The organism is Streptomyces sp. B21-083, from assembly GCF_036898825.1.
Lineage (GTDB): Bacteria > Actinomycetota > Actinomycetes > Streptomycetales > Streptomycetaceae > Streptomyces.
The window spans coordinates 1722303-1740896 of sequence record NZ_JARUND010000001.1 but is presented as its reverse complement, the minus strand read 5'-3'; the positions used below and the strand labels follow the sequence as shown (position 1 = coordinate 1740896).

Here is an 18594-nt window from a genome sequence, read left to right as displayed (position 1 = left end):
GTTCCGCGTTATTTGTCCGGACGTTAGGTTGTTTCCCTCCTGGCGCGTACGAAAGCCGTACGAAAGCCGCCAGTGGTGCAGAGAGGAGCGCGCCGTGGGCCGACCCGAAAGACCCGTGGATCCCGAGGCCGGTCCCGTCCAATGCCTCGCGCATCAACTGCGTGAGCTGCGCAAGGCCGCCGGCAGCCCCTCGTACCGGGCGATGGCCCGGACTGCCGGGTTCTCCGCGACAACGCTGTCGCAGGCCGCGGCCGGTGAGCGCTTGCCGTCACTCGCCGTCGTCCGCGGGTACGCGTGTGCGTGCGGGGCGGATACCGCGGAGTGGGAGGCCCGCTGGAAGGAGGCCGAGGCCGAGGCGGCGGGGACGGCGCGCGAGGAGGACGAGGAGGTGCCGCCGTACCGGGGTCTCACCCGGTTCGAGCCGGATGACCGGCAGCTCTTCTTCGGCCGGGACCGGCTGGTCGAGGAGCTGAACCGGCTGGTGTGCGACCACCGTTTCGCGGTGCTGTTCGGCGCTTCGGGCAGCGGCAAGTCGTCCCTGCTCAGAGCCGGTCTCATACCGAGGCTCAGGGACGAGATCGCGACCCGTGGCCGACCGGCGGTGGTGTGTGTCCTCACCCCCGGAGACCGGCCCGCACAGACCTACGGCCATCTGCTCACGCCCGCCGAGGGGGAACCGGAGAGCTGGGTGGTGGTCGACCAGTTCGAGGAGGTCTTCACTCTCTGCCGGGACCGCGCCGAGCGTGCCCGCTTCCTCGACCTGCTGCTCGCCGCCCGCGACCCGGACCGCCGGCTGAAGGTCCTCATCGCCGTACGGGCCGATTTCTACGCCCGCTGCGCCGAGCACCGCGGCCTGGCGGACGCCCTGTCCGGCGCCGGACTCCTGGTCGGCCCGATGACCACCGACGAACTGCGGGACGCGGTGGTCAAACCAGCGCAGGCGGTCGGGCACCTGGTCGAGCGGGAACTGACCGCGAAGATCGTGGAGGAGGTCCTCGACCAGCCCGGCGGCCTGCCGATGCTCTCGCACGCCCTGCTGGAGACTTGGCGCCGGCGCAAGGGCCGGATGCTGACGCTGGCCGCGTACGAGGCGGCCGGCGGGGTTCGTGGCGCGATCGCGGCGAGCGCCGAGGAGGTGTACGGGCAGCTCTCTGCACCGCAGCGGGGCGCCGCCCGTCGGCTGCTGCTGCGCATGATCGAGCCGGGCCGGGGCACCGCCGACACCCGCCGCCCCCTCACCCGCGCCGAACTGGATGAATGGGCCGACCCCGAGGTCCCGTCGGTGGTGGAACGGCTGGCCGGCGCGCGGCTGCTGACCGCCGACGAGGAGGGCGTGCACCTCGCCCACGAAGCGCTGATCACCTGCTGGCCGCGGCTGCAGGGCTGGATCGAGCAGGACCGCGAGCGGCTGCGCCACCACCGGGCGCTGACCGAGGCAGCTCGCACCTGGCTGGAGCACGACCGCGACCCCGGCGCCCTGTACCGGGGCATCCGGCTCGACCGCGCCGAGGAGCACTTCCCGGACCACGACCGGGACCTCGCGCTGACCGCGACGGAACGGGCGTTCCTGACCGCCGCCTTCGCGGCCCGCGACGCGGAACGCCGGGCCGCCGCCCGCTCCACGCGCCGGGCCCGCGCCGCGGCCGGCGTGCTGTCGGCCGTGCTGGTGGTGGCCCTGGCCGCGGGCCTGGCCGCCTGGACGCAGAGCCGTGATAACCGGCGCCGGTCCACCGAGGACGCGGCCCGCCGCATCGCCGCCGTCGCCGACGGCCTGCGCACGACCGACCCGCGTACCGCTCAGCTGCTGGGCGTCGCCGCCTGGGGCACGGCCCACCTGCCGGAGACCCGTGCGGCTCTGCTGGGCGCACTCGGCCAGCCGGAACGCGACATCTTCAGCGACCCCACGTCGGGCGACGGCCCCTCGCGCCATCTGATCGAAGCCGGGCGTACGTTGCTCAGTACCCAGGGGCGCGAGTGGCGCACCTGGGACGTGGCCGGGCACCGGGAGACCGGCTCCGGACGGCTATCAGAAGGCAGCGGCACCGTGCAGGCGGCGAGCCCCGACGGGAGGCTGCTGGCGGTCGGCACGGGCAAGGGGCCGCGGCTGTGGGACACCGCCGACCGGCGGTGGCGCGGCGGCCCGCTGCAGGGGGACGCGGTGGAGTTCTCCGGAAGCAGCTACGTCGTGAGCGGCAACGACGACTCCGAGGTGCAGGTGCGCTCGGCGGCCGACGGCCGGCTGCGGTTCACCACCCGGGCGGACAGCTCGACGGTGGTGGCACCGAGCACCGACGGCCGGCTGGTCGCGTCCTGCCCCACCGGGGACGGCCCGCTGCAGGTGCACGACCTGAGCAGCGGACGCACGCTGCACGGGCGCTGGGAACGGGACACCGACGCCTGCGGCCGGGAGCAGTCGCTGCTGGTGCTCGGCGGCGGGCAGCTGCTCGCCGCGCAGACCCCGACCGGGGTGCGGGTCTGGGACATCCGGTCGGGGGAGCAACTGCCCGATCTCGCGGACACGGGCGTGAAGTACATCGCCCTCAGCGGGGACGGGAAGCTGTTGGCGACCGCGGACGCGCAGGAGGTCAGGGTGTGGCGGCCGGGCACCGCGGCCCCGGTCTTCCGGCACTCCCTGAACAACCAGCACCTGTACGGCGGCCTGGCCTGGGACGACAAGCACTCAGTGCTGCGCTACCTGGAGGGCGGCACCGTCCACTCGCTCGACGTGTCGGCCGCCGTCACCTCCGCCTGGCAGGACCGGCCCATGGACAACGTGCTGCTCAGCCCCGATGGCCGCACGCTGGCCACCGCGCGCCGTACCGGCGACCACTACCGCGTGGAGCTGCGCGACACCCGGGACGGACGGCTGCTGCGCACCCTGCCCTCCCCACGGCTCCCCCTCTCCACCGACCCCTCCTCGCCGGTGTCCCCGGAGGACACCACAATCCTGCTGGCGTTCACCCCCGACAGCAGGGCACTCGCCTACGGCATCTCGGCGCCCAGTAACTGGACGTCCCGCCAGCCCTTCACGATCTGGGACGTCACCGAGGGCCGCACCCGCACGACCCTGAACCTGGCCACGAGGACATCGACGGAGGCCCTGGTCACGATCGCCCTCGGCCCCGACGCCCGTACGCTCTACGCCGGTCGAACGGAGGCCGTCGGCCCCCCGTCCGACGAGGTCTGGGACATCGCACGCCACCGCAGGACCGCGGTCCTCGCCGCCCTGTCCAGCGACCACCTGGCCGTCAGTCCCGACGGCCGTGTCCTCGCCGGTGACAACCGCGTCGCCGCCCTGCCCGCCGGGCAGGTCCTGGCGCGGCGTCTGGTGCAGGGCGACGAGATCGGCACCCTCGCCTTCACCCCGGACGGCTCGCTGTTCGCCGCCGGGGACCAGACGGGCCGGGTCGCGCTGTGGGACGGGAAGCTGCGGCAGCGCGCCGGCATCCTGCGCAGCGTCTTCCCCGCGCTGCCGGACGACATCGGCGACGGCGTCTTCGGCGACACCTCGGAGGCGGTCAGCGCCCTCGCCGTCAGCCCCGACGGCAGAACGCTCGCGGTCGGCGGCGAGGCGGGCAGTCTCCAGCTGTGGGACATCGCCACCCAGCAGCCGCTGGGCTCGCCCGTGACCACGTCCGGCGAGGAGATCGACACCGTCGCCTTCAGCGCCGACGGCGGCACGGTGTACGCGGGCAGCCCGCACGTCCCGCTTCAGCGGTACCCGATCGACCCGTCGCGAGCGGTGGGGACGGTGTGCGCGCGGACAGGAGGGGGCGGCCTGACGCGGGCGCAGTGGCGGACGTACCTGCCGGGTGTGCCGTACAGGAACGTGTGCAGAGGCTGACCGGCCCCGCGTTGTTCGCGGTGGCGGAGAGGGTGGCCAATCAACTTCGGGGCTTCGACGATCGTCCCGTCGCTGCACCGCCCCGACGGGAGACCACCCATGAAACTCAAGAAGCCCGGCCGCGGAACGCTGGCCGTCCTCGCCCCCGCGCTCGCCCTCCTCCTGATCCCTTTCTCCGCGGGGGCCGCCAGTGCCAACACCAGCCCCGGCTGGGGTGACGACAAGCCGGACGTGATCTGGGACTGCAACCACGGCAGGACCGACCTGTGCCGGTACCACGAGGTGAACGCCTGGACCGCGCTAGGCAAGCGGCGCCAGGTCTCCGACGTGATCAACAACTGCGCCGGCAACCGGGACCTGACCCTCACCCGCACCGACACCAACACCACGAACACCCAGTACTCCTTCGAGCGGTCGACGTCCGTGGAGGTGTCCGTCGGGTTCGAGGACAAGCTCGTGGAGGGGGTGAAGGCGAGCTCCTCGCAGTCCGAGACCTGGACTGTGGGCAGCACCCGCACCGCGACGGAGACCCACACCTCGATCATCCCGGCCGGCCGGCGGGGCGCCTGGTGGTTCGCCCCGTACGTCCACCACTCCCAGGGCTGGCTGGAGGTCCACTACGGCAAGCGCAAGGACGGCCACTACTTCTGGTACTACCCCGGCAGGGGCGGCACGGGCGTCCGCGTCGACACCCCCGTGTACCTCAAGAGCAACGGCGAACTGAAGGGCCAGTTCTACTGGGCGACCTGGAAGTGCTGACCGTCGCGCGTGGCCGCTAGTACTGCAACGGTCTTTGCCGTGACTGCTGGCCAGCTCGGTCGTTGGGGTGGTTATGGGTGGGGACCTTGCTGATGTCAGGCTGTGGGCCGGGGAACTGGAAGCGGTGCATGAGCGGTTCGTGCACCGCGTCAACCGGGAGGAGCCGCGGCAGTCGGCGCTGGCGTATATGCGGGGACTGATCGCTTCGCTGGAGCGGAAGAATGGCTGGACGCTGGCGGAAGAGGCCGGTCATGCGGGTCCTGATCGCATCCAGCGGTTGCTGAACCGGATCGAGTGGGACGCCGACGAGGTCCTGGACGACGTGCGCGACTACGTCGTCGAACACCTCGGAGACCGGGATGCCGTACTGATCGTCGATGACACCGGGTTTTTGAAGAAGGGCGTCCGTTCTGCCGGGGTGCAAAGGCAGTACTCCGGCACCGCGGGCCGCACCGAGAACTGCCAGATCGGTGTGTTCCTCGCCTACGCCACCGGCCGCGGACGCACGCTGATCGACCGGCGGCTGTATCTGCCCACCTCCTGGACGGACGACCGGGACCGCTGCCGCCGGGCCGGCATCGACGACACCGTGGGCTTCGAGACGAAGGTGGCCATGGCCAAGGCAATGGTCCGCCGGGCCATCGCCGACAAGATCCCGTTCAGCTGGGTCACGGCGGACGCCGCCTACGGCTACAGCAAGGGCTGGCGGCTCGAGCTGGAGCAGGCGGACCGTGCCGAAGAAGGAAGCTCTGCGGCGCAGGGACTTGGGAGCGCGCGCGAGCCAGGAGGACGCACTGTCCCCACGGCCACGCGTACCCGCCAGAGAACTCGTATCTGGATCCCCGAGGGTTTCGGCAGTGCCGGACGTGCTGCGCCGAGAGGGTAAGGAGCCGCCGGGTTCCCATGACCGTGTGAGATTTCGTGAGACGTGAGAGGGTCTGGGGCGTGAGTGAGACACCACCGAACCCCCTTCAATACCGCTTTGACGGGCCAGAACACGCCCCAGTCCTGATCCTCGGCCCCTCCCTGGGTACCACATGGCACATGTGGGACCGGCAGGTGCCGGAGTTGGTGAAGCAGTGGCGGGTCTTCCGTTTCGACCTTCCCGGCCACGGTGGTGCTCCCGCACATCCCTCCGGGTCGGTCGCCGATCTGGCGACCCGGCTGCTCGTCACGCTCGACAGGGCCGGCGTACAGCGGTTCGGCTACGCGGGCTGCGCGCTCGGCGGTGCGATCGGCGCCGAACTGGCGCTGCGTCACCCGGAGCGGCTGGCCTCGCTCGCGCTGATCGCCGCCTCGCCCCGCTTCGGAACGGCCGACGAGTTCCGCCAGCGCGGTGTGATCGTCCGGACGAACGGGCTCGACCCCATCGCCCGTACCTCTCCCGAGCGCTGGTTCACCAGCGGCTTCGCCGCCGCGCAGCCCGCGATCACCGAGTGGGCCGTACAGATGGTCCGCACCACCGACCCCGGCTGCTACATCGCGGCCTGCGAGTCGCTCGCCTCCTTCGACGTACGGGGCGAACTGGCCCGCGTCGGGGTGCCGACCCTCGTCCTCGTCGGCTCCGACGACCAGGTCACCGGACCCGCCGAGGCCCGCACCCTGGTCGCGGGTATCCCGGACGCCCGCCTCGCGGTGGTGCCCGGCGCCTCCCATCTGGTCCCGGTCGAGCAGCCCGCCGCCGTCACCGACCTCCTCGTACGCCACTTCTCGACGGCCTGGCAGCCCGCCTACGACACCGGAACCGGCCAGGTGGCCATCTCGGCGGCGCCGGTCAAGCCGGCCCTGGCCGCGCTTCAGCCGGTCATCCCCATCGCGGAGATCGCGCCACCGGCCCCGCAAGCCGAGGCGCAGGGGCGCCCGGACCAGTACGACGCCGGGATGAAGGTCCGCCGTGAGGTGCTCGGCGACGCGCACGTCGACCGGGCGCTCGCGCAGGCGGACGAGTTCTCCGGGGACTTCCAGGACTTCGTCACCAGATACGCGTGGGGCGAGATCTGGAGCCGGCCCGGCCTCGACCGGCGCTCCCGCAGCTGCGTCACCCTCGCCGCCCTCGTCGCGGGCGGCCACCTCGACGAACTCGCCTTCCACACCCGCGCCGCCCTCCGTAACGGCCTCACCCCGGCCGAGATCAAGGAAGTACTGCTCCAGGCCGCCGTCTACTGCGGGGTACCGGCCGCGAACAGCGCGTTCAAGGTGGCTCAGCAGGTCATCCGCGAGGAGACGACGCCCGAGGGGTGACCCCCGGGTCAAGAGCCGGAGCCTGGTGGTGAAAGCACCAGCCCCAGACGCTCTCGGCCCGGGCCCGCGCGGCAGGATGGACCCATGAAGCTCACCAAGAAGTCGCACGCCTGCATCCGGCTGGAGAAGAACGGGCAGACGCTCGTCCTCGACCCCGGGGGATTCAGCGAGGAGGACGCCGCGGCCGGCGCCGACGCGATCCTGGTCACGCACGAGCACGGGGACCACTACGACGAGGGCCGGCTGCGCGCCGCCCTCGACGCCAACCCGGCCGCCGAGATCTGGACGCTCGCCGCCGTCGCGGAGCAGCTCTCCGCCGCCTTCCCGGGTCGCGTCCACACCGTCGGCCACGGCGACACGTTCACCGCCGCGGGCTTCGACGTCCAGGTCCACGGCGAACTGCACGCCGTGATCCACCCGGACATCCCGCGGATCACCAACGTCGGCTACCTCGTCGACGGCGCCGTCTTCCACCCCGGCGACGCCCTCACCGTCCCCGACCACCCGGTCGACACCCTGCTGCTCCCGGTCATGGCCCCGTGGAGCAAGCTCTCCGAGGTCGTCGACTACGTCCGCGAGATCAAGCCGCGGCGCGCGTACGACATCCACGACGCCCTTCTCACGGACCTCGCCCTTCCGATCTACGGCCGGCTGGTCGGCGGCCTCGGCGGCGCCGAGCACCAGCGCCTGACGCCGGGGGCCTCGGCGGAGGTCTGAGGGGCGTTGTCAGACCCGGCGGGTAGGTTGTGGGGCATGCGTATCGCGACCTGGAACGTGAACTCGATCACCGCCCGCCTGCCGAGGCTGCTGGCCTGGCTGGAGAGCACCGGCACGGACGTGCTGTGCCTCCAGGAGGCCAAGGTCGCCGCCGAGCAGTTCCCGTCCGACCAACTGCGCGAGCTGGGCTACGAGTCGGCGGTCAACGCGACCGGCAGGTGGAACGGCGTCGCGGTGATCTCCCGCGTAGGCCTGGAGGACGTGGTGCGGGGCCTGCCCGGCGACCCCGGCTACGAGGGCGTCGAGGAGGCCCGGGCCGTCTCCGCGACCTGCGGCCCGGTCCGCGTCTGGTCGGTGTACGTGCCGAACGGCCGCGAGGTGGCGCACCCCCACTACGCCTACAAGCTCGGCTGGTTCGAGGCGCTGAAGGCGGCGGTCGCTGCCGACGCGGCCGGCAGCCGCCCGTTCGCGGTCCTGGGCGACTTCAACGTGGCCCCGACGGACGAGGACGTCTACGACCTGGCCGCCTTCGAGGGCCTCACCCACGTCACCCCGGCCGAGCGCGCGGCCCTGGCCGCCCTGCGCGAGGCGGGGCTCACGGACGTGGTCCCCCGCCCGCTGAAGTACGACCGCCCGTACACGTACTGGGACTACCGCCAGCTCTGCTTCCCCAAGAACCGGGGCATGCGCATCGACCTGGTCTACGGCAACGAGCCGTTCGCCAAGGCGGCGAAGGACGCGTATGTCGACCGGGAGGAGCGGAAGGGCAAGGGCGCCTCGGATCACGCCCCCGTGGTGGTGGACCTGGAGGTGTAGGGGGACCTGACCGCCGGGCTCGGGGCGTTCACGGGACGAGCGCCCCCAACTCCACCGCCCCCGCCAGCGCGGCCAGCCCCGCGTCGCCCGGATGCAGATGGTCCCCGCTGTCGTACGCGGGCAGCAACCGCGCCGGCCGCGCAGGATCCCGCAGCGCCGCGTCGAAGTCGACGACCCCGTCAAAACCGGACGCGGACCCGGACTCGAATGTGGACTCGAATGTGGACTCGGAGTCGGCGCCCCGCACAGCCTCCTCTCTGATCCACGTGTTCACGGCCACCCGCTGACCGTCGACCGCCGACGTGCACCGTGCCTCACCCGCGCACGGCCCGATCGTCGCGACCAGCACCCGCATCCCCCGGGCGCGCGCCCGCTCCGCCAGCTCCCGCAGTCCGGCGACGACATCCTCCGCCGGTGCGCCCGTCCGCAGGTCGTTCACGCCCTGGAAGACGATCGCCGTACGCGCCGACGCCTGGGCGAGGACATCCCGGTCCAGACGGTGCAGGGCGCTCACCCCGCCAGAGTCGGTCGAGACTCCGTCGCCCGGGTAGCGGTCGGTGAGGACGCGGTTCGCGGCGATGCCCTGGTTGAGGACGCCGTAGCGCGGCACCGCGCTCTGGGCGAGGAGCCGGTCGGCGAGCACATCGGGCCAGCGCCGGTTCGCGTCCACCGTCGATCGCTCGCCGTCGGTGATCGAGTCGCCGAGCACCACCACCGATCCGGGCCCTTCACCCACATCGACCCCCGTCAGCAGCGGCCAGGTCGTCAGCGTCGACGTGTACGGCGTCGGGGAGCCGTCCGCCGTGTGATCGCCCGGCTCGCTGACGTACGAGCGCTGCTGCGCGAGCCGGTGCAGCGGCGCCGCCGTCACCGTGCCCGGCAGATGGAAGCTCACCAGCAGATTGGTGTCCGGGGGCACCGCGAAGTCCAGGGGATCACTGAACGCCTGTGCCCCGGCCGGGAGTCGGGCCCCGCGCGCGCCCCGGAACGTCAGCGGCACGGGTGTTTCGCTCGCCGTGGCGCCGACCGCCTGCACGGCCACCGTCGCGCTGCCGATCCGTACGGGGGCCGACGCGAAGGTGTTGTCGAAGCGGACCCGAACCCGTGGGCCGCCGGCCGACGTGTGCACCACCAGCCGCAGCGTTCGGTCGGTCCACGGGCCGACGGTCGCGTACGTAGAGGTCGGCGCCGCCCAACTGCCCGTCCAGCGGGCCGTGTCGGGCCGTACCGAGAGGGCGAACACATGCAGGTCGGCCGCGTACGGCAGCCGGACGAAGGAGACCTGGTGCCCTCGCGTGATCGGCACCGTGACGACGTACAGCCGTGCCTTCTCGACGAGTTGGCCGCTGAGCGTGTTCACATGCGGCAGCGCGACCGCTCCGGTACCGAGTGGGCCGGTGCGCCAGTCGGGGGCGGTCAGCCGGTACGAGGACCGGGTGCCGTCCGTGTACGAGACGGTGCCCGCGCCGCTCACGTCGGCGCCGCCGGTGCCGGCGACAAGGAACGCGAGGGCGTCCCCCTTCCCACGGACGCGCACGGCCTGGCCGGCGGCGCGGACGTTGTCCGGCTCGCCCGGTTCCCGGCAGGGCCAGGCCAGCCGGGCGCCCTGGACGGTGAGGCCGGAGCCCCTGGTCCAGCCGGCGGCCGCCAGGTCCTGGGCTGACAGGGAGGCGCCCGAGCCGTCGAAGTCGGCGGCCTCGGGGCGCGCGTCGTCGCTGACGGCGCTGTTGTCGAAGTACCGGGTGAGGGGAAGGGGTTGGGGTTCGGCGGCGCGGGCCGCGGAGGACAGGGGCGTCAGCGCCGCGCACAGCGCGACGGCGATGCCCGGTCCCCAGAGCCCTCGGACACCCGAGCCCCATGTGCCTCGGCCACCTCGGCGCATGTCCGTCCCCCGCTCCGTCGGGCTCGCCGCTCAACGTGGTGTGAAGCTGCGGTGTGAAGGTGCAGTGTGAAGCTAAAGAGCTGCCAGGGGCCCGTCAATGCGGCAGGTGCGCCGGGCGGGGGCGGACGGGGAACTTGGCCGGAACCCGTGACCCCGCGCGCCCAGTGGTGCGGTCGGCGGTGTGAATGACACGCTGGACGTATGAACATCCCTTTCCTGGGCAACTGGCGCAAGAGGCATGGACCCGCCCGAGGGGTCGCGGTGTTCTCCGAGGGGGAGCACGATCCCGAGGCGGTCGCCGGGCTGCTGTCCGAGTGCGAGCTGCTCCGTTCCCAGGCGCACCGGGTGGGCGTCGAACTCGACGACTCCGCTGCCTCGTTGGAGGCGCTGGACCAACTGCTGCCGGGCTGGCGGGACGACGAGGAGTCGCTGCCCTGGCTCGGCAACGACGCGGGCCTCTATCTCGGCACGGTCATCGTGCGGACCGTCCCCGGCGCCGCCTGGGACTTCTGGCCGAACGGCCAGCCCGTCGTACGGCTGTCGTCGGGCCGTGAGTTCGACGTAGTCGCCTCCGGTCAGCAGTGGGCGTCCAACGGTGCCCCCGAGCTGTCGCAGCTGTACGGAGAGGTCGCGGAGACATAGAGCGGAGACATAGAGCGGAGACATAGACACGACATGGCATCCGGCGTAAATACGGCTAATGCCGGAAAAGTGCGTGTCGTGTATTAACTCCGCTCCTGTCTGGATAGTTTGCGGCAACCACGACACAGCTGAAGTGAGTAGGGCTGGGCATGGCTGTCGATCCGTTGATCGAGCTGATGGAAGTCAACAAACGCTTCGGTGAGCTGCATGTCCTCAAGGACATCAACCTCACCGTCGGCAGGGGGGAGGTGGCCGTGGTCATCGGCCCGTCCGGGTCGGGCAAGTCCACTCTGTGCAGGGCGATCAACCGGCTGGAGCCGATCGAGTCCGGGACGATCCGGCTCGACGGACAGCTGCTGCCCGACGAGGGCAAGCCTCTCGCACGGCTCCGGGCGGAGGTCGGCATGGTCTTCCAGTCGTTCAACCTCTTCGCCCACAAGACTGTGCTCCAGAACGTCTCGCTGGGCCAGATCGAGGTGCGCGCGCGAAAGAAGGACGAGGCGGACCAGCGTTCCCACGAGCTCCTCGACCCGGGTCGGTCTCGCCTCGCACGCGCCGAAGTACCGGCCGACGGCCGCATCGTCGAGGACCGTACCCCCGAGGAGTTCTTCACCGATCCGCGCAACGACCGTGCCAAGGACTTCCTCTCCAAGATCCTGATGCACTGAGGTCAACATCGTTGACCGAGGCGGGAGTTGTGGACGTCGTGAACTTTCTGACGGACCGGCTCCCGGTGGCGTCCGAGGCCGGGAACTCGTCCGCGCCGAACCTCGACTACGATTTGCCGTTCATCCCCATCGGGATGTGGACCGAGGCCGTCGCACCGGCCGATTCAGGGACGCTGCTGCCAGGCGGGCAGTAGTAGAAGGGCACTCGCTCGCCCGGCGGCAGCCGGAGATCACTGCTCGCGCAGGGGTATCGACACGTATGTGGGTCGTACTTCCGGCGGGGAGGAGGTCAGCTGCGCGCCGGTCGACGTGTGCCCGACGTACAGAGCGGGCCGACCGGGCCGGCTCGCCGAGGTTGAGCGGGCCCACGTCGCGGAGGTACGCGACGAGGGTGCCGCTCTGCCTGGTTCCGGGGATCTCCCGCGCGTGCACGGCTGTTGCGCGCACGCCTCTAGGAGGCACGGTGGGAGCTGCGTGGGACGACGGCCGGCAAGGGCGTCTGCGCGGCCCGGGTGATGTCCGTGACGACCTCGACGACATCGGGGCCGTACGCCTGCGAGTTGACGACCTTCAGGAGCAGCGCGAAGGAGTTGTTGCCGTGTTTGCGGGCCAGCCGCTCGTGATTGCGGGCGAGATAGCGGGTCGCCGCCTGGTTGGTGATCGCGCGCTGGCCGCAGAACAGGAACACCGGTCGCGCCTCGCCTCGCTGACCGGCGGTGAGGCGCGCGAGGATCACGTACTCGCCTTGGCCCGCCTCCAGGCGATAGCGCTCCGTGCCGATCTGGAAGGCGCCGCGGTCCGGTCCGGGTTCGGCGTCCACGTTGACACGGACGCCGGGGAGCAGGGAGTGCAGATGCGCCAGCATGCGGCGATTGGAGGCCGGGCCGCCCACGCAGAACTCGGTCCGCTCGCCGACCCCCTGCTGCGTGGCGTCATGGGCGACGACCTGGGCGTGGGCGTTGCAGTCCTTGATGAGCGCGGCGAGTTCCAGCAGCGCGAACACGTCGTGACGCATCACCGTCAGCTCGGGGCCACCGGCCTCGCGGTTCACCACGAGCAGCGACTCGGAGTTGTCCGGCAGCCCGAAGAAGGCCTGCTTGCGGCGGAGTTTGCGCTTCCACAGATAGGTGCGGGCCAGCCAGCCGAGGGCTGCGCTGATACCGGCCGCGACCACACCGAGGACGATATTGCGCACGTCATCAGTCATGGGCGCGCATGGTAGCGGTCAACCGCAATGGTGTTCGAGGGGCCCTTACGGGACCGCGTGGATGAAGTTACGCTGCGCGGACGGTCATTGACTGGAGGTATTCATGCGTCGCCCTGTCGCGCGGAGTCTGGCGGTCCTGGCGGTTTCGGCTGTCGTGGTGTCGGTGGGGGCGGCGGCCCCACCCGCCGCGGCCCCGTCCACGGACGCGACCGCGGGTACGTCGGTGAGGAAGGTCCCGGTCGCCGTCGGCTACGGCGGCGCCGTGGCGAGCGTGGACGCGGATGCCTCGGCCGTCGGGATCGAGATCCTGCGCAAGGGCGGCAACGCGGTGGACGCGGCCGTCGCCACGGCCGCCGCGCTCGGCGTCACGGAGCCCTATTCCAACGGCGTCGGCGGTGGCGGCTACTTCGTCTACTACGACGCCAAGTCCCGTACGGTACACGCGATCGACGGCCGTGAGACGGCACCCCTGACGGCGGACTCGGGTTTGTTCCTGGAGAACGGGCAGCCGATCGCCTTCGCCGACGCCGTCACGAGCGGACTGGGCGTCGGTACGCCGGGTACGCCCGCGACCTGGCAGGCGGCGCTGGACAGTTGGGGCAGCCAGCGGCTCGGTACGCTGTTGAAGCCGGCGGAGCGGCTCGCCCGCGACGGCTTCACGGTGGACGACACGTTCCGGTCGCAGACCGCGTCCAACGAGGCGAGGTTCAGGAACTTCCCCGACACGGCGAAGCTGTTCCTGCCGGGCGGTGCGCTGCCGGTGGTCGGGTCGAGCTTCAAGAACCCCGATCTGGCGCGTACGTACGAGGAGTTGGGCCGCAAGGGTGTCGGCGCCCTGTACCGGGGGAAGCTGGCGAAGGAGATCGTCGACACGGTCAACAAGCCGACGGTGGACCCCGGTTCGGGATACAACGCGCGTCCCGGCGAACTGTCGCTCAAGGACCTGGCGGCCTACCGGGCGAAGCGCCAGGCGCCCACGAGGACGTCGTACCGCGGCCTGGGTGTCTACTCGATGGCACCCTCCTCGTCGGGCGGTACGACGGTCGGTGAGGCCCTCAACATCCTTGAGAAGACGGACCTTTCGAAGGCGAGCGAGGTCCGGTTCCTGCACCGCTACATCGAGGCGAGCCGGATCGCCTTCGCGGACCGGGGACGCTGGGTGGGCGACCCCGCCTTCGAGGACGTACCGACGAAGGAGCTGCTGTCGCAGTCCTACGCGGACTCGCGGGAGTGCCTGATCAAGGACGACGCGGTGCTGACGAGCCCGGTCGCGCCCGGGGACCCGCGTCACCCGACGGCCTGCACGAGCACCGGTGTCGCGGCGCCGACGACGTACGAGGGCGAGAACACCACGCATCTGACGGTGGCCGACAAGTGGGGCGACATCGTGTCCTACACGCTGACCATCGAGCAGACCGGCGGCAGCGGCATCACCGTTCCGGGCCGCGGTTTCCTCCTCAACAACGAGCTGACCGACTTCTCCTTCGCTCCGGCCAGCCCCGACGTCCATGACCCGAACCTGCCGGGCCCGGGCAAGCGACCGCGCTCGTCGATGTCCCCGACGATCGTCCTGGACGCCCACGGCAAGCCGGTGGTGGCTCTCGGATCGCCGGGAGGGGCGAGCATCATCACGACCGTCCTGCAGACCCTGACGGGCTTCCTGGACCGGGGGCTCCCGTTGGTCGACGCGATCGCGGCACCCCGTGCGAGCCAGCGCAACCAGACGACCACCGAGCTCGAACCGGGGCTGTGGAACAGCGAGTTGAGGACCAAGCTGGAGGCGATCGGCCAGGGCTTCCGGCTCAATCCCGAGATCGGCGCGGCGACCGGCGTGCAGCGTCTGCCGAACGGGAAGTGGCTGGCCGCCGCCGAGACGGTACGACGCGGCGGCGGGTCGGCGATGGTGGTGCGGCCGGCGCCATGAGTCAGCCGACCGCCTGTCCCCATAGCGGCTGACGGCCGCCGCGGGCCAGGTGTACTCGAACTCCGCCAGGGTGAAGCCGGCGGCCATCCGCAGGGGGGTGCTCGGCGGCACGCTGGCCGCCCGCGCGCTCGTAGAACGAGATCGCGCGCGGGCGTTGCCGCGCAGCACCTGCAGGTGGACGACAGGGCCGGGGCGGCGACGGGCCGCCCAGGCGAAGCCCTGGTGCAGCAGGGCGCGGCCGACGCCGGTGCCGACGTGGTCGGGCCGGGCGTGCGGGTTGTCCACGTCAACCCGGCCGTCCACGGCCGGGTCCAGCTGGATGAACCCGAGCGGCTCGCCGTCCTGACCGGCGAGCAGCGGGCACCGGTCGTCGGACATTGCCGCCGTGCGGGCCAGCCACTTCGCGAGGTGCCGCGCCGCCGGCGGGCCGTCCGGATACGCGGCGGGCACGAGCACGGCGTACGCGCTGCGCCAACTGGCCGTGCGCAGGCCCGCGATGCTCGCCGCGTCCGCGCGGGCGCCGCCCCTGATGCGCGTGGAGCCGCAGGTTACGCGCGGCTCGTGTGCGCGTCCTGCCGGGCCGTGAGCACCCGTGGCCCCGACGCCGTGATCGCCACCGTGTGTTCCGCGTGGGCGGCGCGCGAGCCGTCGTTCGTGCGCAGGGTCCAGCCGTCCGGGGCCTCGTAGTAGCCGTCCTTGCCGCTGCCGATCAGCATGGGCTCGATCGCCAGGACCAGGCCGGGGCGCAGCGGCATGCCCCGGCCGGGGCGGCCCTCGTTGGGCACCGGGGGGTCCTCGTGCATACGGCGGCCGATTCCGTGGCCGCCGAAGCCGTCCGGGATGCCGTAGCCCGCCGTACGGCACACCTCGCCGATCACGTGCGCGATGTCGCCGACGCGGTTGCCGACGACCGCCGCCGCGATGCCCGCCGCGAGGGCCCGCTCGGCGGTCTCGACGAGCCGTACGTCCGCCGGGCGCGGCTCGCCCACGATGAAGCTGATCGCCGAGTCGCCTGCCCAGCCGCCCAGTTCGGCGCCGAAGTCGGCGGAGACGAGGTCGCCGTCGCGCAGCCGGTAGTCGTCCGGGATGCCGTGCACGATCGCGTCGTTCACCGAGGCGCAGAGCACCGCCGGGAACGGGGTGGGCGCGAAGGAGGGACGGTAGCCGAGGAAGGGGGAGGTGGCCCCGGCGGCGCGCAGCACCCCGCGAGCCACCTCGTCCAGCTCCAGCAGGGAGACGCCCACGTCAGCGGCTTCCCGCACGGCGGTCAGGGCTCTGCCGACCACCTGACCGGTCTCGTACATGGCATCGATCGCTGTGTCTGTCTTGAGTTCCACCATGCCAATTACTATACCGGTATTAGAATGGCGGCATGGTACGCACTCCTCTCACCCCCGAAGAGCGTGAACGTGGCGAGCGGCTCGGCCGGTTGCTGCGCGAGGCGCGTGGCGGTCGCAGCATGGCGCACATCGCGGCGCACGCCGGTATCTCCGCCGAGACCCTCCGCAAGATCGAGACCGGCCGCGCGCCGACCCCGGCCTTCTTCACGGTCGCGGCGCTGGCGCGGGTCCTCGGGCTGTCCATGGACGAACTCGTCGGGCGATGCGAGCCGTTGGCCCCGGTCGCGGCGTGAGCCCCGGGGGGCGGTTTTGGCCAATGTGTCAGTTCTTCACGTCACGTTCCGCTGGGCGCGCGGTACTCTGCGTCCGGTCCGAAAACCCCCCGTAGCCCATCCGTAACACGGCTGGTGTTTTCTACGGGCGGAGAACTCCGGTCGGGCATGGGGTGGACGTCATGGCGGTGGAACAGCTCCCGGGGCAGGTGCGGGAGTTCGCGCGGTATCTGAACGGGCTGTTGGCCCGCCTCGACCAGGGCGCGGGCTGGTGCGGCGTGTTCTGGGAGCGCGACCCCGACGGTATGCGTGCCTGCCTGGACGGGCACGAAGTGCCGCCCTGGGACGTGGTGGACGCGCTGCTCCAGGATCTCGCCGCCGGGTACGGAACGGGACCGGTCGCCCCGGAGGCCGAGCAGGCGCGTGCCCTGCACCAGGCCGCGCTCGCCGCGTTCGACACCCGTCCCGGCGCCCGCGACACCCTCGGGGACCGGCTCGACGTGATGCTCCGGGAACAGAAGTACGCCGCCGAGCGGCTCGCCGAACTGGGGCGGTCGCTCGCCTCCGCCGCCACCCACGAGGAGGCCGAGGGTCTTCGCCTCGACCTGGCCTGGGCCCACGACGACCATGAACGCGCCTCCGCACGCTGCGTCGAACTCCGTTACCGCCTCGACCAGTTGGCCCGCAGGACGGTGAGCCGGGCACCCTTCCCGCACCGCGACCGCGACGACGAGGCAGACCTGTTCGCCGGCCGCGCCCAGAACACGCCGCACCCTGCCGACGACCCCCTGACCCTGCCGAGACAACGCACCCACCCCGACGAACAGCGGTACGACGACGCCCCCGCGTGGCGCGACGGCCCCCACGGCCCCGCCCACCCGACCGACGAATCCGCCGCCCGCCCGACCGCCTACGGCGACGACCGAGGCACCGGCGGCCCGGTTTCCGGCGACGAGGCTCCCGCCTGGCCCGACGGCGCCCGCAGCAACGACGATCTCGGTCCAGGCCGCCGAATCTCCGGCGAGGGCGCACCCGCGTGGCGCGACGGCGCCGGCCGGGCAGGTGACCGACACGAGGTCCGCCCGGCCGCCTACGGCGACGACCGAGGCCCCGGCCGCCAGGGTCCCGGCGACGAGGCTCCCGCCTGGCGTGACGGTGCCCGACGGGCCGGCCGGGCGGCCGACCAGGACGGTGGCCGTCACGGCAGCGACCGCAGCGCCGGCCGCGCGGACGATCAAGACCGTCAGGGCGAGGGCCGCGGCCCCGGTGGGCAGGACTCCGGCGACGGCGTGTCCGTCGGGCGGGACGGCGGTCGGCGCTTCGGGCCGGGCGGTGACCCTGACGGCGCCCGGCAGGACGACGCTTCCGGTGGCACCACAGCCCCTCAGCTCCCCGCCGACTGGTACGAGCCCCCGACCCCCGCTCCCGAGCCCGCAGATCCCCGCCCCGCCGCCAAGCCGCGCGCCAAGCGCCGTGGCCGTGGCAGTGCCCGGTTCGCCGGAATGATGGACGACGCGGACACCGGCTCTACGCCCACCGCCGACCCCACCCAGGCGCCGGTGACGCCCGCGCCCGCCGCCACCGCGGGCCGCCGTAGTCCGCGCGGGGCGCGGTTCGCCGGGGCCGCCGCTGCCGCCAAACCCGCGACGCCCGTGCGGGAGGCGCTGGACGACGACGCCCGGCACGACACCATCGACACCGTCCGCACCCTCGTACGGCTGCGTGGCGAGGGACGCACCGGCGAGGCGCACGCGCTGCTCGTGGAGGCGTCCCAGTGGGCCGCCGCCCGCTTTCCGCTGCTCGCCGCCGAACTGCACCGCGCGGGGCTCGGCGCCGACTGGGCGACCCTGCTGTGGGAGGCCGCCTCGCTGCCGGCCGACCGGCTGGTCGCCGCAGCCGACGCGCTCGTCGCGGCGGGCCGGGCGACCGACGGTGAGCAGATACTCCGGCAGGGGATGGCGCGCCCCGCCCAGGAGGTGGGCGAGGCCGTGCTCCGGCTCGCCGAGGGCGGCAGACAGCGTGAGGTGCGGGCGCTCCTCGACGCGTACGTCCGGGTCCGCACCCCCGAGGAGGCCGCCCGCAGTGTCGCCGCCGACCCCCAGCGCCTCGTACCCCTGCTCCTGGAGGCGGCCCGGGGTGCCTCCGAGGACCGGTACTGGGATCTGGTGCACGCACTCCGGGTCGCCGGCCACAGCGCGTGATCCGGCTGGACGCGACTCGCCCACAGGAGTGTGAAACGTGATCGACTCCGCGGGTTAACGACGATGGTCTTGGCAAGGCTC

General features: G+C 72.2%; 14 protein-coding genes and 2 pseudogenes. 12 read left to right on the top strand and 4 right to left on the bottom strand.

The annotated features are described in order from the left end of the window. Positions 1-94 precede the first annotated feature (94 nt). The 6 genes and pseudogenes from QA861_RS07615 (at position 95) to QA861_RS07590 (ending at position 8377) form a co-directional block, all read left to right on the top strand. The gene (locus QA861_RS07615) at positions 95-3844 is read left to right on the top strand and encodes an nSTAND1 domain-containing NTPase (protein WP_334587443.1); all 3750 of its coding nucleotides are present in this window, start codon (positions 95-97) and stop codon (positions 3842-3844) included. Between the two features lie 99 nt (positions 3845-3943). Further along, entirely contained in the window at positions 3944-4603 is a 660-nt protein-coding gene (locus tag QA861_RS07610) for a hypothetical protein (RefSeq protein ID WP_334587442.1), read from the top strand. A 73-nt stretch (positions 4604-4676) separates the two neighbouring features. Then, positions 4677-5333, top strand: a pseudogene (locus QA861_RS07605) (IS701 family transposase); the annotation flags it as partial. Between the two features lie 215 nt (positions 5334-5548). Next, on the top strand, positions 5549-6844 hold the full coding sequence (gene pcaDC / locus QA861_RS07600; protein WP_334587441.1) for a bifunctional 3-oxoadipate enol-lactonase/4-carboxymuconolactone decarboxylase PcaDC: 1296 nt from the start codon (positions 5549-5551) through the stop codon (positions 6842-6844). A gap of 84 nt (positions 6845-6928) precedes the next feature. After that, positions 6929-7561, top strand: a complete 633-nt coding sequence (locus QA861_RS07595) for an MBL fold metallo-hydrolase (protein WP_334587440.1) — start codon at positions 6929-6931, stop codon at positions 7559-7561. A gap of 36 nt (positions 7562-7597) precedes the next feature. Further along, complete coding sequence (locus QA861_RS07590; RefSeq protein ID WP_334587439.1) at positions 7598-8377, top strand: exodeoxyribonuclease III; 780 nt, start codon at positions 7598-7600, stop codon at positions 8375-8377. A 28-nt stretch (positions 8378-8405) separates the two neighbouring features. Here the strand turns inward: QA861_RS07590 and QA861_RS07585 are convergent, their stop codons facing one another. Then, the gene (locus QA861_RS07585) at positions 8406-10259 is read right to left on the bottom strand and encodes an SGNH/GDSL hydrolase family protein (protein WP_334587438.1); all 1854 of its coding nucleotides are present in this window, start codon (positions 10257-10259) and stop codon (positions 8406-8408) included. Between the two features lie 201 nt (positions 10260-10460). On the opposite strand from QA861_RS07585, the gene QA861_RS07580 reads away from it, so the two are divergent. The 3 genes from QA861_RS07580 to QA861_RS07570 all read left to right on the top strand — a co-directional run bounded on the left by QA861_RS07580 (position 10461) and on the right by QA861_RS07570 (position 11763). Further along, entirely contained in the window at positions 10461-10901 is a 441-nt protein-coding gene (locus QA861_RS07580) for a DUF6278 family protein (protein ID WP_334587437.1), read from the top strand. Positions 10902-11050: 149 nt separating this feature from the next. After that, positions 11051-11569, top strand: a complete 519-nt coding sequence (locus QA861_RS07575) for an ATP-binding cassette domain-containing protein (RefSeq protein WP_334587436.1) — start codon at positions 11051-11053, stop codon at positions 11567-11569. 38 nt (positions 11570-11607) lie between these two features. Continuing rightward, positions 11608-11763 (top strand): hypothetical protein, encoded by a 156-nt coding sequence (locus QA861_RS07570; RefSeq protein ID WP_334587435.1) that lies wholly within the window; start codon positions 11608-11610, stop codon positions 11761-11763. Positions 11764-12020: 257 nt separating this feature from the next. Here the strand turns inward: QA861_RS07570 and QA861_RS07560 are convergent, their stop codons facing one another. Then, positions 12021-12776, bottom strand: coding sequence for a hypothetical protein (locus tag QA861_RS07560; protein WP_334587434.1), 756 nt, complete (start codon positions 12774-12776; stop codon positions 12021-12023). 103 nt (positions 12777-12879) lie between these two features. Between QA861_RS07560 and ggt the strand changes: the two genes are divergently transcribed. After that, a complete protein-coding gene (gene ggt / locus QA861_RS07555; RefSeq protein WP_334587433.1) occupies positions 12880-14700 on the top strand; it encodes a gamma-glutamyltransferase in 1821 nt (606 codons plus the stop codon). A 153-nt stretch (positions 14701-14853) separates the two neighbouring features. Here the strand turns inward: ggt and QA861_RS47020 are convergent. Further along, positions 14854-15150, bottom strand: a pseudogene (locus QA861_RS47020) (GNAT family N-acetyltransferase); the annotation flags it as partial. A gap of 98 nt (positions 15151-15248) precedes the next feature. Beyond that, entirely contained in the window at positions 15249-16040 is a 792-nt protein-coding gene (gene map / locus QA861_RS07550; RefSeq protein WP_334587432.1) for a type I methionyl aminopeptidase, read from the bottom strand. Positions 16041-16072: 32 nt separating this feature from the next. On the opposite strand from map, the gene QA861_RS07545 reads away from it, so the two are divergent. Both QA861_RS07545 and QA861_RS07540 read left to right on the top strand, forming a co-directional pair. After that, the gene (locus QA861_RS07545; RefSeq protein WP_334587431.1) at positions 16073-16333 is read left to right on the top strand and encodes a helix-turn-helix domain-containing protein; all 261 of its coding nucleotides are present in this window, start codon (positions 16073-16075) and stop codon (positions 16331-16333) included. A 161-nt stretch (positions 16334-16494) separates the two neighbouring features. Beyond that, on the top strand, positions 16495-18513 hold the full coding sequence (locus QA861_RS07540; protein ID WP_334587430.1) for a hypothetical protein: 2019 nt from the start codon (positions 16495-16497) through the stop codon (positions 18511-18513). Positions 18514-18594: the final 81 nt, after the last annotated feature.

Excerpts from the sequence above, each read along its gene's own strand:
- QA861_RS07575 (WP_334587436.1), top strand. The coding sequence starts at position 11,051 with ATGGCTGTCGATCCGTTGATCGAGCTGATGGAAGTCAACAAACGCTTC.
- QA861_RS07610 (WP_334587442.1), top strand. The coding sequence starts at position 3,944 with ATGAAACTCAAGAAGCCCGGCCGCGGAACGCTGGCCGTCCTCGCCCCC.
- map (WP_334587432.1), bottom strand. The coding sequence starts at position 16,040 with ATGGTGGAACTCAAGACAGACACAGCGATCGATGCCATGTACGAGACC.
- QA861_RS07580 (WP_334587437.1), top strand. The coding sequence starts at position 10,461 with ATGAACATCCCTTTCCTGGGCAACTGGCGCAAGAGGCATGGACCCGCC.
- QA861_RS07585 (WP_334587438.1), bottom strand. The coding sequence starts at position 10,259 with ATGCGCCGAGGTGGCCGAGGCACATGGGGCTCGGGTGTCCGAGGGCTC.
- ggt (WP_334587433.1), top strand. The coding sequence starts at position 12,880 with ATGCGTCGCCCTGTCGCGCGGAGTCTGGCGGTCCTGGCGGTTTCGGCT.
- QA861_RS07545 (WP_334587431.1), top strand. The coding sequence starts at position 16,073 with ATGGTACGCACTCCTCTCACCCCCGAAGAGCGTGAACGTGGCGAGCGG.
- QA861_RS07595 (WP_334587440.1), top strand. The coding sequence starts at position 6,929 with ATGAAGCTCACCAAGAAGTCGCACGCCTGCATCCGGCTGGAGAAGAAC.
- QA861_RS07560 (WP_334587434.1), bottom strand. The coding sequence starts at position 12,776 with ATGACTGATGACGTGCGCAATATCGTCCTCGGTGTGGTCGCGGCCGGT.
- QA861_RS07590 (WP_334587439.1), top strand. The coding sequence starts at position 7,598 with ATGCGTATCGCGACCTGGAACGTGAACTCGATCACCGCCCGCCTGCCG.
- QA861_RS07540 (WP_334587430.1), top strand. The coding sequence starts at position 16,495 with ATGGCGGTGGAACAGCTCCCGGGGCAGGTGCGGGAGTTCGCGCGGTAT.